We start from the raw sequence: 14,257 nt of genomic DNA on the forward strand, positions 1-14,257 counted from the left end.
CGCGGTGATTGCAAAGTAGTGAGCGCAAGTTCGCGGCGAATTGCAAGTATGGTGCCGAAGCGCTGCTCGGTTTACTCGGAAAAAAGCACTTGATAGCGTGAGAGATTAGAGATTGAAGTTGAGTCCTAAGCAAATCGCTAAGGCGCTGGCCGGTTTCGGCGCGGCCGCGCTGATTATCCTGCTGATTGCGACCGTTTGGGTCGTGCGCCATCGCTCAGCCACTCAAGCGTTGGAGACAGCGGGCGGGCTGGTCCCCGGAACTCTCCTTCGTGCGCATAATTTTCACTGGACGCAGATGAAAGCCGGCGAGCGGCAGTGGGTGCTGACCGCGGGCGAGGCAGACTATTCGGCTGACAAGACCACGCTGAAGCTGACCGACGCTGTCGTCACGATGGTCTCGTCGGACGGCAAGCCGGTGGTCGTCAACGCACCGCATGCGGATTTGACCTTGAACGGGAATCATGTGACGCGCGCGTACTTGACCGGAGGCACGGTCATCCACTTCGGCGATTACGTTCTCAGCACCGATTCCGCGACCTTCATGCCTGATGATGACAAGGTCGAAGCGCCTGGTCTCGTGACGATCATGGGCGAGGGATTGAAAGTGACCGGGGTGGGGTTGAGCGGTCATCCCAAAACGCGCGTCTTCCAGCTTAATACGCAGGTGGAGACTGTGGTCACGCCGAAGAAAGATAGTGAAAAATCCAAGCAAAGTTAGTCGAGCGTCGGGTATCGTCGCGACCGCGATAGTCGCCATCGCGCTCGCATTGCCGGCATGGGCTCAGGATGGCGTCAACGCGCCAATGTCGTCGCCGGATTCGGCGCCCGCGGTTGGTTCGGGGACGGTCGGTGATTCGATCCGCAACGAACCGGCGAATTCGGCGCCGCCAGCCGCGTCCGCTCCACAACCCGCCAACAGCGACGATTTAAGCGGCGATTCGATCAGCGTGACCGGCGGAGTGCCGGGCGCGCCGCCATCTGCGCCCGCATCGGACAGCAGCGGCTCGCAAGCTCAACCGGCGGTGGCGACGGCTCCGGCAGAAGCGCCGCCTTCGGAGCCCGCCGTCGCAATCGCACCTGCCCCGGCGCCGGCTGTCGCGATCGCACCTGCTCCGGCGCCGGCCTCGGCTCCTGACGTGCCGGTGACCGCAGCAGACGCCGCGCCTGCCGCGGCGCCCTCAATTGCTACGACCACGACCGCTCCGGGAGCGGTTGCCTCGGAATCAACGCCAGTGACGACCGCCGCGACAGCTCCACCAGCTGGCGCGATCGCGCCGCCAATGACGCTCGCACCGGTGTCGGCGGACAGTGTCGCGCCCGAAGCGCCGGCTTCTCCGGCAAGCGCTCCCGCGGCCGCGACTCCCCCAGCGAGCATCACCGCGCCGGCAGAGGCGGTCGCGCCGCAAAAGGCGCCCAAGGCGGCGGCCGGTGGCGAGACCAAGCTCGCGTCAAACCCGCCGCAACAAGGCGGTCCGTTTGGGGGGATGCAATTCGGCAACAACAAGGCCCCGATCGATATAAAGTCCGAGTCGATGTCGCTCGACTACCAGAATCATTCGGTCCTGTGGGTCGGAAATGTGAAAGCTACCCAGGCGGACGCGCAGCTTACAAGCGACCAGCTGCGCGTAAACTATTTCGACAAAGACTTCAGACAGATGAAGGACATGGTCGCGGACGGGAACGTTCGGCTCAGCCAGGGCACGCGATGGGCCACCGGCAAGCACGGCGTCATGGACCAGACCAAGCACACCGTAGTCTTGACCGGCAGTCCGGTCGCGCATGACGGCAGCGATCAGATTACCGGCTGTAAGATCACGGTTTATCTCAACACCAGCCAGAGCGTGGTCGATTGCGCTCATGCGGTACTGTTCCCTCATTCGGACGTATCTCCGGGTGCGAGCGCGACGCCGGGCACTGCGACGGATTAGCGAACAATTCTTCGATGGCGCTGGAAGTAAAACTCGGACAGGATCTGCGGCTTCGCCAGCAACTGGTGATGACGCCGCAGCTCCAGCAGGCGATCAAAATTCTGCAGCTTTCGCTCCCTGAACTCGAAGCGATCGTGCAGTCGGAACTCGAACAGAATCCGATGCTCGAGCCGCTCGATCAGAGCCCCGCCGAAGCCGCTTCCGAATCCGAGGCGTCCGATCCGGAAGCCGCCGCACAAGCCAATGGTGAACCGCTGCCGCCCGAGGCCGAGGGCGCCGCCGGCGCAAATTCCGATGACGACTGGGAAACTGGTTCGCGCGAGGAAAAACCCGCGTCCAGCGTCGAGAACGAAGCGCGTGACGCCGCGCTCGAACTCAAGGAACTGAACAATCTCGAAAAGCTCGACTGGCGCGAATATCTCGAGACCTATTCGAACAACTGGCAGGAAAGCCCGCCCGCTGATTCCGACGACGACCATCGAAGCGCGCTCGAAAACACGCCCCTGCGCCGAAGCTCGCTCGAAGACCACATGATGTGGCAGCTGAGGCTTTCGAACCTGACCGAATCCGACCAGCAGATCGGCGCGACCATCATCTACAATCTCAACGAAGACGGATATCTGGAAACTCCCCTCGATGAGCTGGCGGCGCAGCTCGAAGTTGCGCCCGCCGAAGTCGAGCGCGTGCTCGCGCGCGTGCAGTGTTTCGATCCGCCCGGTGTTGCCGCGCGCGATCTTCGTGAATGTCTGCTCGCGCAGCTGCAGAACCTGGGGATGGAAGAATCGCTGGCGGCGCGAATCGTCAGCAATCACCTGGATTTGCTCGAAAAGCATCGCTACGCCGAAATCGCCAAGGTTCTCGGCGTAACGGTCGAAACAGTCGGGCAGGCGGCCAAAATAATCTCGCTGCTCGAGCCCAAACCGGGACGCGACTACGGCGGCGACGAGCCGACTTACGTGGTGCCCGACGTTTATATCCACAAGGTTGGCGAGGATTACGTCGTCACGCTGAATCGCGACGCGGTGCCGCGCCTGCGCCTGGCAGGTTACTACCAGCGCGTGCTCAATGACGTGGACGTTGCGCCCGAGACGCGGGAGTATCTGCAGGAACGGCTGCGTTCGGCCCGCTGGCTGGTCAAATCGATCTACCAGCGCCAGCAGACGATCTTCAAGGTCGCGACCTCGATCGTGAAATTCCAGCGTGCGTTCTTCGATCACGGCATCAGCCTGCTGAAACCGCTGGTGCTAAAGGATGTCGCCGAAGATATCGGGATGCACGAATCCACGATCAGCCGCGCGACCGCCAACAAGTACGCGCATACTCCGCAGGGAATCTACGAGTTGAAGTTTTTCTTCACCTCTGGGGTGAAGGGCGCCAGCGGCGAAGACGTGAGTGCCGAGACTGTCAAGGAACAGATCCGCGGGATGCTGACGACGGAGACTCCGCAACATCCGCTGTCGGATCAGGCGATCTCGGAGATGCTGCGGGCCCGGCAGATCAATATCGCGCGGCGCACGGTGGCCAAGTATCGACACGCGATGGGAATCCCTCCGTCGGCAAATCGCAAACAGATCGGATGACGGCTCCGGGCGCGGGCAACGAAAAAACGAAAAAACGAAAAAACGAAAAAAGCAAGATGAGCAGAATCGACAGGCAGGGGAAGCGCGGCCGGGCGACGACCCGAAAGGTGCGGCGCGCGGCGCGGATCGCAGACGCCCCGGCGACTCAAGTCACGGTGACGTTTCGTCACGTCGAGCCAACCGATGCGATCCGGCTGTACGCGGAACGAAAATTCGCGCACGTCGGCAAGTTGATCAAACGGGCCTGTCAGGCTCACCTGATTCTCACGGTTGACAAATACCGGCAGCACGGCGAAGTTACTGTCAAATCAGGGCGCCTGTCGGTGAGCGCGCAGGAAGAAACCAAGGATCTTTACTCGGTGATCGATCTGCTCGCGGACAAGGTCGGACGCCAACTGAAGAAGAATCTGGAAAAATTCAAGGCGAAGAAAGTCAGATCGCCCTCGACCGGCGAGGTCCTTAGCGCCAGCGAGGAAACGTGATTCGCGGCCGTGCTCCGGCTGCGAGTTCGCCAATCCGCATCCGCATATTTCAATTTTGATTTTTCACTGTTTCACTGGACCTGGACGACGAGATGAAAATTACCGATATCCTCAGCCCTGACATGGTTGTTGCCGACTTGAAGGGCGCCACCAAGCCCGAGGTCTTGAATGAACTGGCGAAAGTGCTGGCCGCCAAGTACAAGGAGGTCAAGCTCGGTGACCTGACCGCGGTGCTCGCGGAGCGCGAGCGGTTGGGCTCGACGGCGATCGGCGACGGAATCGCAATCCCGCACGGCAAGTTGCGCGGCGTGACGAAGATAATCGGAGTGTTCGGCCGTCATGTCCAGGGAGTCGATTTCGATTCGCTTGACGGCGGCCCGTCGCAACTATTCTTCGTGCTGGTCGCGCCGGAGGATTCCGCCAGCCTGCATCTGAAAGCGCTGGCGCGCGTGTCGCGATTGCTTAAGGACGGGTCTTTTCGAAGCCGCCTGCTCGCGGCCAAGGACAGCGCCGAGCTGTATTCCCTGATCGAGGAAGAAGACAACAAGTACTGAGACGACGAACCGCGTCCGCCTCATACCGCGGCGCAAACCCGGAGCCCGATGATCTCGCCTCAGCCACCTCGCCTGATAATAGTTACCGGTGTCTCAGGATCGGGACGCGCATCTGCGATGCGCGTGCTCGAGGACCTCGGCTTCTACTGCGTCGATAATCTCCCGGTTGCGCTGGCGCCAAGTGTCGCGATGCTAGCCGCGCGACGCGATCCCGCTCTACAGGGCGTCGCGCTCGGGGTGGACCCGCGCGAACGGCTGTTCTTCCCGCAATGGCCGCGGGTATTCGCGGAACTCGATGCCGCCGGAATCCATCCCGAAGTAATTTTTCTTGACGCATCCGACGACGTGCTCGCGCGCCGCTACTCTGAGAGCCGCCGGCCGCATCCGATGGCTGCAAGCGGAGCGACTGTCGCCGAGAGCATTCGCCGCGAACGCCTCGCGCTGGCCGAGATGCGCGAGCGGGCCAATCGGGTGATCGATACGACCACGCTCACGGTCCACGAACTGCGCGAGGTGGTCACCGCGACCGTGCTGGGCGCGGGCGCGGGATCCAGGATGTCGATATCGATAGTTTCTTTTGGTTACAAGTACGGATTGCCGGTCGGGATGGACGTCGTGCTCGACGTGCGGTTTATTCCGAATCCGTTTTTTGTCCCCGAGCTGCGGCCGCTCACCGGATTGGACCCGCGCGTGCGCGAGTACGTGATGGCGCAGCCGGAGTCGCAGCGCTTTATCGACGAGGTCGGCCGTCTTTTTGATTTTCTGATCCCGCTGTATCAGCGCGAAGGGAAGAGTTACCTGACGGTCGGTCTCGGATGCACCGGCGGACGGCATCGCTCTCCCGTGCTCGCACGCGAGCTGATGAAGCGGTTGGAGAGCGGCGGCGTCGAGAGCAGCGTGCGCGACAATGACATCGCGCGTTAGCTGCCGGCGGCACGCTCAGTTCATGATGCTGCCGCAGTCGACGTTCATCGTCTGACCGGTGACTCCCGCCGACAAATCGAGAGCGAGGAATAGCGCGACGCGCGCGACTTCCTCCTCCGTCGCCATTCTGTTCATCGCGGCCTGCGCCACGAACTGAGCGCGGATTTGCTCGTACGGTCGCTTGAGGGCCTCGGCCCGCGCGCGCATTACGCGTTCGATTCGTTCGCCCTCGATTGCGCCGGGGCAAATGCAGTTGCATCGGATTCCACGCTGACCCCATTCGCCGGCCACCGTCTGCGTCAGCCCGATCATTGCCCACTTCGCCGCCGCGTACGGCGAGCGCATCGGGAAACCGCGCCGTCCCGCGCCGGACGAGATGTTGATGATGTTGCCGGAGCTCTGCTTGTCCATGACCGGCAGCACGGCGCGAGTTGCGAGCCACGTTCCGGTCAAGTCGATATCGAGCGTCTCTTGCCATTCCGCGAGCGACATATCGGTGATCCGCTTGGTCGGTCCCGAGATACCGGCGTTGTTGACGAGAATGTCGATGCGGCCGAATGCTTTCACCGTCTCGGCGGCCATCTTTGCGCAGTCGGCTTCCTTGGAGACGTCGGTGCTCACGTGAATCGCGCGGGCGCCGATGCGCTCGAGTTCGGCGCAGGTCTGCTTCATCGGTTCGATCGAACGCGCCGCGATTACAATTTTTGCGCCGGCTGCCCCGTACTTCAGCGCGATCTGTTTGCCGATTCCGTAGCCGCCGCCGGTGATGATTGCGACTTTATCCGAGAGTTCGTTCATGGAAATGGTTTTTCCCCTGGCGATTTGGGGAGTCGGTCACTGCGCCGACTTTAGTAGCATCGTGACGCGCCTACAACGCGCGCGCGCGAAGCCTTGTCTCAATCCGTTGCCGCCCAATATCATTGAGGGCTCCATGGCCGCCGTCAAACCAATCGGGACTCAAGCAGGCAAGCCGAGCGCAAACGGCTCGAGCCTGATGAACGTCGTGAAGATCGCGGTAATCGCGATCCTGGTTGGCGGCTCAATCTGGCTTCTGATTGCGCACTCCGAATGGTTTACCGAACCCGCATTGGTCAAAGCCCAGGTGATTCAGTGGGGCGCGTGGGGACCGATCGTTTATATGCTGCTGTACGCGGTGGGGCCGTCGTTCCTGGTGCCCGGCGCGGTGATGACTATCGCGGGCGGACTGGCGTTTGGCACCAAATGGGGATCGGTGTACTCGCTCATCGGCGGAGATGCAGGCGCGCTGATTGCGTTTGCGGCGGGAAGGTTTCTCGGCAGGTCGTTCGTCGAGCGGATCGTCGGCGAGCGATTCGAGTCGATGCTGCGCAGAATCGCGAAGCACGGTTTCCAGATCATCCTTTACCTGCGGATGGTCCCCGTGATTCCGTACAATGCGCTGAACCTGCTGGCGGGCGCGTCTCCGATCACGTTTCACGATTACTTCTGGGCGACGATGATCGGCATGATTCCGGGGACGATCCTGTTCGCCTTTTTGGGCGACGCGCTATGGCATCCGCTCTCGCTGAGGTTCTTTCTTGCGCTGTTGCTGATCGGCGCGTCGGTCGGATGCGGTGAGATCTACCGCCGCTGGTCGCGCGTCAAAATCGACGAGTAGCGATTACGCGGCGCTCAGCCTTTTGACGCGCCGAAGGCCCGGATTCTTTCGGGCGCGGTAAAGGTCGTACTGCTGCTGCATGTTGAGCCAACTCTCGGGCGATGAATCGAAAGCGATAGCGAGTCGCAACGCCATCGAGGGGCTGACTCCTGACTTGCCGTTGAGCAGTTCCGACAGAGCCTTGCGTGTCACGCCGAGACTCCTGGCCGCCGCAGTAACAGAAATGCCAAGGGGTTGGAGGCACAGTTCGCGGATCACTTCGCCGGGATGCGGCGGATTGTGCATAATCATTGCGGGACTCCTTGCCGAAGTGTCGGTTCGCCCCATCCGCGCCGGCCGTCGCCGCAGCGTAGCGTCAGCCGGTTAGGTGCCGGATTCCCAGCTTGCCAGGTACTTGCGCTGCTCGGCGGTCAGCGTATCGATCTTGAGACTCATCGCGGCCAGCTTCACGCCGGCGATTTCCTCCTCGATCTCGACCGGTACCTCATGAACCTTGACCGCGAGCTGCGCGCCCTTTGCCACCCACTCCGACGCCATCGCCTGCGTCGCGAAACTCATGTCCATGACCTGCGCGGGATGGCCTTCGGCGCAAGCGAGGTTAACCAGCCGTCCCTCGCCGAGGAGATAGACGATGCGCCCGTTGGAAAGATGGTACGCGTCGATGTTGCGGGTGACGTCGCGATCGATCTTTTTCGCGGCGTCGTTCAGGTAAGCGACGTCGATCTCGATATCGAAATGGCCCGAGTTGCTGAGGAACGCGCCATCCTTCATCAGGGCGAAATGCGCGGAAGTGAGAACGTGCTTGTCGCCGGTCGCGGAGATGAAAATATCGCCGACTTTCGCCGCCTCGATCATCTTCATCACGCGGAATCCGTCCATCGCGGCTTCCAACGCGCGAATCGGATTAACTTCCGTGACGATTACGTCGGCGCCAAGCCCGCGCGCGCGTGACGCGATGCCGCGGCCGCAATAGCCGTAGCCCGCCACCACCACGACCGAACCCGCGATCAGAACGCCGGTAGCGCGGATGATGCCGTCAAGCGTGGACTGGCCGGTGCCATAACGATTGTCGAACAGATGCTTGGTCTGTGCGTCGTTGACCGCGACGACCGGAATCTTGAGCGCGCCATCCTTGGCCATCGCGCGCAGCCGGATTACTCCCGTGGTCGTTTCCTCCATGCTCGCCTTGACGCCGCCGGCATGGCCGGCGAACTCGGTGTGAAGCAGGCTGACGAGGTCGGCGCCGTCGTCCATCGTGATCGTCGGACGGCGTTCGAGCACGGCGCGCAGATGGGCGTAGTAGGTGTCGCGATTTTCGCCGTGGATGGCAAAGGTGGGGATGCCGTACTGATCGACGAGCGCCGCCGCGACGTCATCCTGCGTCGAGAGCGGATTGGACGCGCAGGCGAGCACTTCGGCGCCGCCCGCCTTGAGGGTGCGGAGCAGGTTGGCGGTCTCGCAGGTGATATGCAGGCAGGCGCCCAGCCGCTGGCCCTTGAGCGGCAGTTCTTTCGCGAATCGCTCGCGCAGCCGGCGCAGCACGGGCATCTGTTTGTCGGCCCATTCGATCCGCTTGCGTCCGGCCTCGGCGAGTCCGAGGTCGTGCACGTCGAAGTCGCGTCCGTTTCCGTTGGCGCGGGATTTAGGAATTGCTTTGAGCTTTCTTGCCGTCGTGGCCATCGTGTTCAAACTCCGAAAGTTTCTGTCTGGTTTGGTGGAGAGCGCGGGGCTATCAGCCGCGGCCGTCGAGCCCGAACGCATTGCGCAGAGTCTCGGCCATATCGACCCGCTCCCACGGGAACAGCCCGTCATGCGGAATGCGGCCGAAATGCCCGTAGGCTGCGGTCGGCTGATAGATCGGGCGCTTCAAGTTCAGCGTCTTGATGATTCCGGCGGGCCGGAAATCGAACAGCTCGCGCAGGGTGGCTGAGAGTTTGTGCTGGGGCACGATGCCGGTGTCGAAGGTATCGATTAGCAGCGAGACCGGCTCGGCGACGCCGATCGCGTAGGCGACCTGGATTTCGCATTTCGTGGCGAGTCCCGCCGCGACAACATTCTTAGCCACGTGACGCGCCATGTAGCAGGCCGAGCGATCGACCTTGCTCGGGTCCTTCCCCGAGAACGCGCCGCCGCCGTGACGGCCGTAGCCGCCGTAGGTATCGACGATGATTTTGCGCCCGGTGAGTCCGCAATCGCCGTGCGGTCCGCCGATGATGAAGCTGCCGGTGGGATTGACGTGATAGACCGTGGCGCGGGTCAGGTACTGTTCGGGAATCGTCTTCTTGATCAATTCCTCGATGATCGACTCGCGGATTTTTTCGTATTTGACGTTGGGCGAATGCTGCGTCGAGATGACGACCGCCGTCACTTCCACCGGGCGGCCGTCGGCGTAGCGCACCGTGACCTGGCTCTTGGAGTCGGGACGCAGAAAATCGAGCTGGCGGCTTTTGCGCAGCTTGGTCAGATTTTCCATCAGCCGATGCGCCATCGCGATCGGCAGCGGCATCGCCTCCGGCGTCTCGTCGCACGCGAAACCGAACATCAGGCCCTGATCGCCGGCGCCCTGTTCCTTGTGCAGCCCTTGGCCCTCGGTGACACCCTGCGAGATATCGGCCGACTGCGGCTCGATCGCGGTCAGCACCGCGCACCGATTGCCGTCGAAACCGACGTCGGTGCTGTCGTACCCGATTTCGACCGCGGTCTGCCGCGCGATCCTCACATAGTCGAGGTGCGCCCGGCTGGTTATCTCCCCGGCCAGCACGATAAGCCCGGTCTTGGCCAGCGACTCGAGCGCGACGCGCGAGTCGGGGTCCTCGGTGAGCAGCGCATCCAGCACGGCGTCTGAAATCTGATCGCACATTTTGTCCGGATGGCCTTCGGAGACCGACTCGGACGTGAACAGGAAATCCTTAAGCGGCATTCGCGATTGCTCCTTGAAAAGCGTGTTTTCGAGTGCCCCGTCGCAGACCGGAATTCAACTTATGCGGGCGGCGCGAGGGACTGAGGGCTTCAATTGAGTTTTGTTCCAGACCGGTCAGCATAGCGCCTGCCGAAAAGCGAAAAAACAGCAGCGCGCCTCAAGATTTTCGGGTAGTGAAGGGTATAACTGACCAATCGGACAGAATCAAGATGGCGCGCAGCGAACACTGCCGGGCTGCCCGCGGCGCATCGAATCTGCGCGCTCATTCCTCGCCGAAGCGCTGCTCGAACAGCGTCTGGACGGCTTTGAGAGCTTCGCGCGCGTCCGCTCCTTCGGCTCGCAGCTTGAGCTTGGAGCCTTGGGCCGCCCCCAGCATCATCAGGCTGGTCATGCTCTTGGCGCTGACCAGGTTCTTGCCGCGGCCAATCATGACCTGCGAGGCGAATTTTGCGGCCGTCTGCGCCAGCGCGGATGCGGCCCGCAGATGAAGTCCGAGCCGGTTCTTGACCTCCACAGTCGCCTCCGCCACATTCACGAGCATTACGATAAAGGTATCGCGCGCTTCGGTAAACAAATGCGCGCGATCAATTAGCTTCCGGAATTGTCTGCGCCGTGCGAGCAAGCTCGACGCCTGCCCGCCGCCCGCTCACTTCAGCGCCGGCATGATACTCCAGCGGGATGAAAAGCAGCGACGACGCCAGCGCGAGAAGTCCCATCACCAAAAAGGCCGGGGTGAAATCATGCACCGACAGATGAGCCGAGCTGCGCCCGCCCAGACTGATGTGCAGCACCATCGCGCCCAGCGCCACGCCCAGGCTCAAAAACAGTTGCTGTGCCATGCTCGACAGGCTGCTCGCGCCGCTCATCATCAAGTTGGGCACGTCGGCATAGGCCAGGCTTCCCAGCGCGGTGAATTGAAGCGAGCGGAAAAATCCTCCGGTCAGCAGCGCCATCACGATTACGAAGTGGGGCGTCGTCGAGCGGAACAGCGCGTAGCTCATCATGATGAAAGCGCTGAGCACGCCGTTGCCGATCAACACCGAGCGGAAACCCAGGCGCCGGATGATTGGCGTCGCCGCCATCTTCATGAACAACGCGCCCGCGGCGCTGGCGAACGTCAGCATTCCCGAAGCGAACGGGGTGAGTCCGAACACCACCTGCAGCAGCATCGCCAACAAAAACGGCAACGCGCCGATCCCCATCCGAAAAAGTCCGCCGCCCAGCGTAGCCGCGTTGAAGGTCGGGATTTTCATCAACCCAAGGTCGATTATCGGATAGTCGATCCGCTTGGCGTGCAGGATGTAGAGCGCCATGCTCATGCCGCCTGCCGCCATCACGCACATGATGATGCCGGCGGGAATCACGCCGCGGCCGATCGACTCGAAGCCGAAGACCAGACCCGCCAGTCCCAGGCCCGTGAGCAGAAAGCCGCGGAGATCGAGCGGGAAGACCGCGTCCTCGCGGATATTGGGGATGTACCAGGTGACCAGCGCGATCCCGATCATGCCGATCGGCACGTTGATGAAGAAAATCCAGCGCCACGAATAATAGGTCACGATAAACCCGCCGATCGGCGGCCCAACCACCGGTCCCAACACCGCGGGCACGGTCAAATACGACATCGCGGTTACCAGCTCGGACTTGGCCACGGTTTTCAGAACGATCAAACGGCCGACCGGCACCATCATCGCCCCGCCGAAGCCCTGCGCAATACGCGCGGCGACCAGTTGCGGCAGCGATTGCGACAGTCCGCACAGCACCGAACCGATCGTGAAGATCACAATCGCGGCGCGAAACACCGTGCGCGCACCGAATCGATCCGCCATCCAGCCGCTGATCGGAATAAATACCGCCAGGCTCAGCAGGTAGGAGGTGATCGCGAGGTTGAGCTTGATCGGGTCCTCGCCCAACGACTTGGCCATCACCGGCAGCGCGGTCGAGATGACCGTCGAGTCGAGCATCTCCATGAACAGCGCGCAGCCGACGATCATCGGCGCCAGGAACTCAAGCGGGGAAATTCTGAACAGCCTCGGACTCATCGCAGCAGATCACACATCGGCGCCAACTACGATATGGAAATCGCCGCAACCGGTAAACCGCCCGCCCCCGCGCTCGCATAAAGATTTACCTCGCCCGAGTTAGGCTGCCGCGTTCCGCGCGACTTGTTACCCGCCTCTCCCGCTTTGTTGCGGGAGAGGCCGCACCCCTGGCGCGGGTGAGGGTGCAGCTTCCCGGGAGAGGCCGTGCCTCCGGCGCGGGTGAGGGACAACTGCGGCGCGATTGCCCGACGCGCCGCATACACTGTGGAATACCCAAATTACTCAGAGTTTCCGCGCGTCCACTTCGGGCGTACAATCCGGCGGTATGTGGCTACTTCGTTGCCGGACGCTCGACGCGTCGCGCGCGATAGCGCGCGACGCGTTGCGCTGCCATCTGGAAGGGCTGCGCAAGGACGGTGAGGGGATTCCGGCCGAGACGCTGCCGGCGGCGGCCTGTTAGAACAGGTAAGGGACAAGAGGAGGAGAAAATGAGGTGCGAACGGCGGGGATTCCCTGACAGGTTGATCACGTTGCCCAGACGGTGTGGTTAGTCGGCGTAATCGCATTGGCAGCTTTTTCGGTTCTGGCTTTCCGCCAAGTGGCAAGGAACGCGAGGAAGCGGCAGCAGCCGTCAACGAAGAAAGCTAGCCCGTTCTTGCCGCGCGCGGCAATTCGCTACGCGGGCGCACATGCTGGCGAAAGTGTCGTCGATTTTGGAAAGGGTAACCGTCGGCAGTTTCGGGCCGCGGTGGTACGCGCCTTGGAACAGGGCTGGGCCGTCACCCGCCTGCGCGATCTATTCCGGGAGGAGTTCAAGTTTTCGCCGGACCGGGCACTCAATGTAGCTCAGCGAGAGCTGTGCATCGCGCGCAGCCGTGGCAACTTGGCGGATGCGGCGGAACGGGGAGGTAAGCAAAAACGCTGGTCGGTCGCTGGAGATAATCAAAGCTGCGCTTCTTGCGAGGCGAATCAATCTATTGGCTGGATCGATCTGGCGGCGAAATTTCCGGGCGGCGAGGATTGCCCGCCCGCGATCTCGTGCGACTGGTGTAGATGTGACCTCGATTTCCGCTGAAAAAGGCCGATCACGGAGCTTGCCGACCTGTACCTAGGCCGAAGCGTTTCCCATCGCAGTGGGAAAGAGAGCTCTGACCAACTCTGCGGCATCTCGCTGCGTGTCAAATGTCTGATGAGTCTGAGCCCGATAGTTGAAAAGTGCTACCACTTGTCGATCAGGCGCCAATATTGGGCTCTCGCACAGCCTTACGATCGCGAACAGCCGGGAATACAGAAAGAAAAAAACGAGTGGAGTGCGCCCCGAACCGGTCGCCAATAAAGTGTGGCAACCTGGCTTCGCTAGAAAGCCCAGCGCCGTCTTCTCCGGAGTTGCTTGCAGGAAAGGGAACGTCACGAATCGCTGAAAGTGGCCCACGCCCGTATTGATGAACGCTCTCAACACATCGAGATCGGCGCTCCTCGACAGATCACGGTCAACAGCGGCACATACGAAGTTCATGGCAGATTTGGCGATCGCTCGCGCGTAGCTGCCTAATTCGTAAGTGTGAGCCACTCTCACCTTCTCGCGCTGCTTACCCGCCATCGGTGCGTCAGGTTTTCCAGTAGTTAACGACGCCACCAAAGAGCCTGTTCGAATCACCTTCTCGATCTCGTTCAAGATCTCTTCCGTGGTTGCGCGCAAGAGATACCGGTACGGAGCGCTGCGGACGATCGCGGGTTGGACGCCTGGTTGCCTGACTATTGAGCGCCTGAGGCGAAGGCGCGACACCTCCGAGAGTTCGGTGATTATCTGCCGACGCTCCCAGAGACCGAGTGCAATTGCCTGCGGGTTTCCAGACCAGCGCGACCTATCGGTGACGAAAGAGACCAGGTTGGACGGCAGCCATATGAGCTGCGGAAAGGGGATCGGCCTGGCTTTCGGACCGACTCGAACGCTGATCCAAGCGCCGGAACTGACGTCGCGGGTCAATCCAATCTTGCCCTCCAATAGCCGAGTTACCGGAGCCACATCCGGATGTCCCAGATAAGCGAACTCGCGCACGAACTCGACGAGCTTCGAGTCCAAGGGGGAGAAACGCGAGTTACACGGTTCGCACACGTCGTCGTCTAACACCCAGCTGGTGCCAAACGCTGCTTGCAGCACGTGCTCCCGGTTCCAAGGGCCGGCAGCCCCGCA

The 14,257-nt window shown here is 61.8% G+C and carries 16 protein-coding genes; 9 read left to right on the top strand and 7 right to left on the bottom strand.

The genetic code is table 11. The annotated features are described in order from the left end of the window. The first annotated feature begins 118 nt into the window (after positions 1-118). The 6 genes from lptC (at position 119) to rapZ (ending at position 5,468) form a co-directional block, all read left to right on the top strand. Positions 119-718 carry an LPS export ABC transporter periplasmic protein LptC gene (gene lptC, locus ABR989_RS06090; RefSeq protein WP_428126588.1) on the top strand — a complete coding sequence of 200 codons (600 nt, stop codon included), beginning with the start codon at positions 119-121 and terminating at the stop codon, positions 716-718. Beyond that, positions 696-1,928: an LptA/OstA family protein gene (locus ABR989_RS06095; RefSeq protein WP_428126591.1), complete on the top strand. Its 1,233-nt coding sequence runs from the start codon at positions 696-698 to the stop codon at positions 1,926-1,928. Before lptC ends, ABR989_RS06095 begins: the two co-directional genes overlap by 23 nt. Before the next feature lie 14 nt (positions 1,929-1,942). Then, a complete protein-coding gene (gene rpoN, locus ABR989_RS06100; protein ID WP_428126593.1) occupies positions 1,943-3,508 on the top strand; it encodes an RNA polymerase factor sigma-54 in 1,566 nt (521 codons plus the stop codon). A 56-nt stretch (positions 3,509-3,564) separates the two neighbouring features. Further along, entirely contained in the window at positions 3,565-3,990 is a 426-nt protein-coding gene (gene hpf / locus ABR989_RS06105) for a ribosome hibernation-promoting factor, HPF/YfiA family (RefSeq protein ID WP_428126596.1), read from the top strand. 92 nt (positions 3,991-4,082) lie between these two features. Next, positions 4,083-4,544: a PTS sugar transporter subunit IIA gene (locus ABR989_RS06110; protein WP_428126598.1), complete on the top strand. Its 462-nt coding sequence runs from the start codon at positions 4,083-4,085 to the stop codon at positions 4,542-4,544. Positions 4,545-4,592: 48 nt separating this feature from the next. Further along, positions 4,593-5,468, top strand: coding sequence for an RNase adapter RapZ (gene rapZ / locus ABR989_RS06115; protein ID WP_428126601.1), 876 nt, complete (start codon positions 4,593-4,595; stop codon positions 5,466-5,468). Between the two features lie 15 nt (positions 5,469-5,483). On the opposite strand, the gene ABR989_RS06120 is transcribed toward rapZ, so the two are convergent. Then, on the bottom strand, positions 5,484-6,266 hold the full coding sequence (locus tag ABR989_RS06120; RefSeq protein WP_428126604.1) for an SDR family NAD(P)-dependent oxidoreductase: 783 nt from the start codon (positions 6,264-6,266) through the stop codon (positions 5,484-5,486). Between the two features lie 133 nt (positions 6,267-6,399). On the opposite strand from ABR989_RS06120, the gene ABR989_RS06125 reads away from it, so the two are divergent. Further along, the gene (locus ABR989_RS06125) at positions 6,400-7,104 is read left to right on the top strand and encodes a TVP38/TMEM64 family protein (RefSeq protein ID WP_428126606.1); all 705 of its coding nucleotides are present in this window, start codon (positions 6,400-6,402) and stop codon (positions 7,102-7,104) included. A 3-nt stretch (positions 7,105-7,107) separates the two neighbouring features. Here the strand turns inward: ABR989_RS06125 and ABR989_RS06130 are convergent, their stop codons facing one another. The 5 genes from ABR989_RS06130 to ABR989_RS06150 all read right to left on the bottom strand — a co-directional run bounded on the left by ABR989_RS06130 (position 7,108) and on the right by ABR989_RS06150 (position 12,063). Next, positions 7,108-7,395 carry a HigA family addiction module antitoxin gene (locus tag ABR989_RS06130; protein WP_428126609.1) on the bottom strand — a complete coding sequence of 96 codons (288 nt, stop codon included), beginning with the start codon at positions 7,393-7,395 and terminating at the stop codon, positions 7,108-7,110. Between the two features lie 72 nt (positions 7,396-7,467). Next, on the bottom strand, positions 7,468-8,784 hold the full coding sequence (gene ahcY / locus ABR989_RS06135) for an adenosylhomocysteinase (RefSeq protein WP_428126611.1): 1,317 nt from the start codon (positions 8,782-8,784) through the stop codon (positions 7,468-7,470). 52 nt (positions 8,785-8,836) lie between these two features. Next, positions 8,837-10,024 (bottom strand): methionine adenosyltransferase, encoded by a 1,188-nt coding sequence (metK, locus tag ABR989_RS06140; protein ID WP_428126614.1) that lies wholly within the window; start codon positions 10,022-10,024, stop codon positions 8,837-8,839. Positions 10,025-10,286: 262 nt separating this feature from the next. Then, positions 10,287-10,565, bottom strand: coding sequence for an HPr family phosphocarrier protein (locus ABR989_RS06145; protein WP_428126616.1), 279 nt, complete (start codon positions 10,563-10,565; stop codon positions 10,287-10,289). Positions 10,566-10,608: 43 nt separating this feature from the next. After that, positions 10,609-12,063 (bottom strand): MFS transporter, encoded by a 1,455-nt coding sequence (locus tag ABR989_RS06150; RefSeq protein WP_428126618.1) that lies wholly within the window; start codon positions 12,061-12,063, stop codon positions 10,609-10,611. A 325-nt stretch (positions 12,064-12,388) separates the two neighbouring features. Here ABR989_RS06150 and ABR989_RS06155 point away from each other — a divergent pair, with 325 nt between their 5' ends. Beyond that, a complete protein-coding gene (locus tag ABR989_RS06155) occupies positions 12,389-12,523 on the top strand; it encodes a type II toxin-antitoxin system HicB family antitoxin (protein ID WP_428126620.1) in 135 nt (44 codons plus the stop codon). Between the two features lie 105 nt (positions 12,524-12,628). Continuing rightward, entirely contained in the window at positions 12,629-13,138 is a 510-nt protein-coding gene (locus ABR989_RS06160) for a hypothetical protein (RefSeq protein WP_428126621.1), read from the top strand. A 33-nt stretch (positions 13,139-13,171) separates the two neighbouring features. On the opposite strand, the gene ABR989_RS06165 is transcribed toward ABR989_RS06160, so the two are convergent. Continuing rightward, the gene (locus tag ABR989_RS06165) at positions 13,172-14,224 is read right to left on the bottom strand and encodes a hypothetical protein (protein ID WP_428126624.1); all 1,053 of its coding nucleotides are present in this window, start codon (positions 14,222-14,224) and stop codon (positions 13,172-13,174) included. Between the last annotated feature and the right edge of the window lie 33 nt (positions 14,225-14,257).

This window comes from Binatus soli (SeqCode) (assembly GCF_050015535.1).
GTDB classification, from domain to species: domain Bacteria; phylum Desulfobacterota; class Binatia; order Binatales; family Binataceae; genus Binatus; species Binatus soli.

Excerpts from the sequence above, each read along its gene's own strand:
- rpoN (WP_428126593.1), top strand. The coding sequence starts at position 1,943 with ATGGCGCTGGAAGTAAAACTCGGACAGGATCTGCGGCTTCGCCAGCAA.
- ABR989_RS06155 (WP_428126620.1), top strand. The coding sequence starts at position 12,389 with ATGTGGCTACTTCGTTGCCGGACGCTCGACGCGTCGCGCGCGATAGCG.
- ABR989_RS06120 (WP_428126604.1), bottom strand. The coding sequence starts at position 6,266 with ATGAACGAACTCTCGGATAAAGTCGCAATCATCACCGGCGGCGGCTAC.
- hpf (WP_428126596.1), top strand. The coding sequence starts at position 3,565 with ATGAGCAGAATCGACAGGCAGGGGAAGCGCGGCCGGGCGACGACCCGA.
- ABR989_RS06145 (WP_428126616.1), bottom strand. The coding sequence starts at position 10,565 with ATGCTCGTGAATGTGGCGGAGGCGACTGTGGAGGTCAAGAACCGGCTC.
- metK (WP_428126614.1), bottom strand. The coding sequence starts at position 10,024 with ATGCCGCTTAAGGATTTCCTGTTCACGTCCGAGTCGGTCTCCGAAGGC.
- ABR989_RS06150 (WP_428126618.1), bottom strand. The coding sequence starts at position 12,063 with ATGAGTCCGAGGCTGTTCAGAATTTCCCCGCTTGAGTTCCTGGCGCCG.
- rapZ (WP_428126601.1), top strand. The coding sequence starts at position 4,593 with ATGATCTCGCCTCAGCCACCTCGCCTGATAATAGTTACCGGTGTCTCA.
- ahcY (WP_428126611.1), bottom strand. The coding sequence starts at position 8,784 with ATGGCCACGACGGCAAGAAAGCTCAAAGCAATTCCTAAATCCCGCGCC.
- ABR989_RS06110 (WP_428126598.1), top strand. The coding sequence starts at position 4,083 with ATGAAAATTACCGATATCCTCAGCCCTGACATGGTTGTTGCCGACTTG.
- ABR989_RS06130 (WP_428126609.1), bottom strand. The coding sequence starts at position 7,395 with ATGATTATGCACAATCCGCCGCATCCCGGCGAAGTGATCCGCGAACTG.
- ABR989_RS06125 (WP_428126606.1), top strand. The coding sequence starts at position 6,400 with ATGGCCGCCGTCAAACCAATCGGGACTCAAGCAGGCAAGCCGAGCGCA.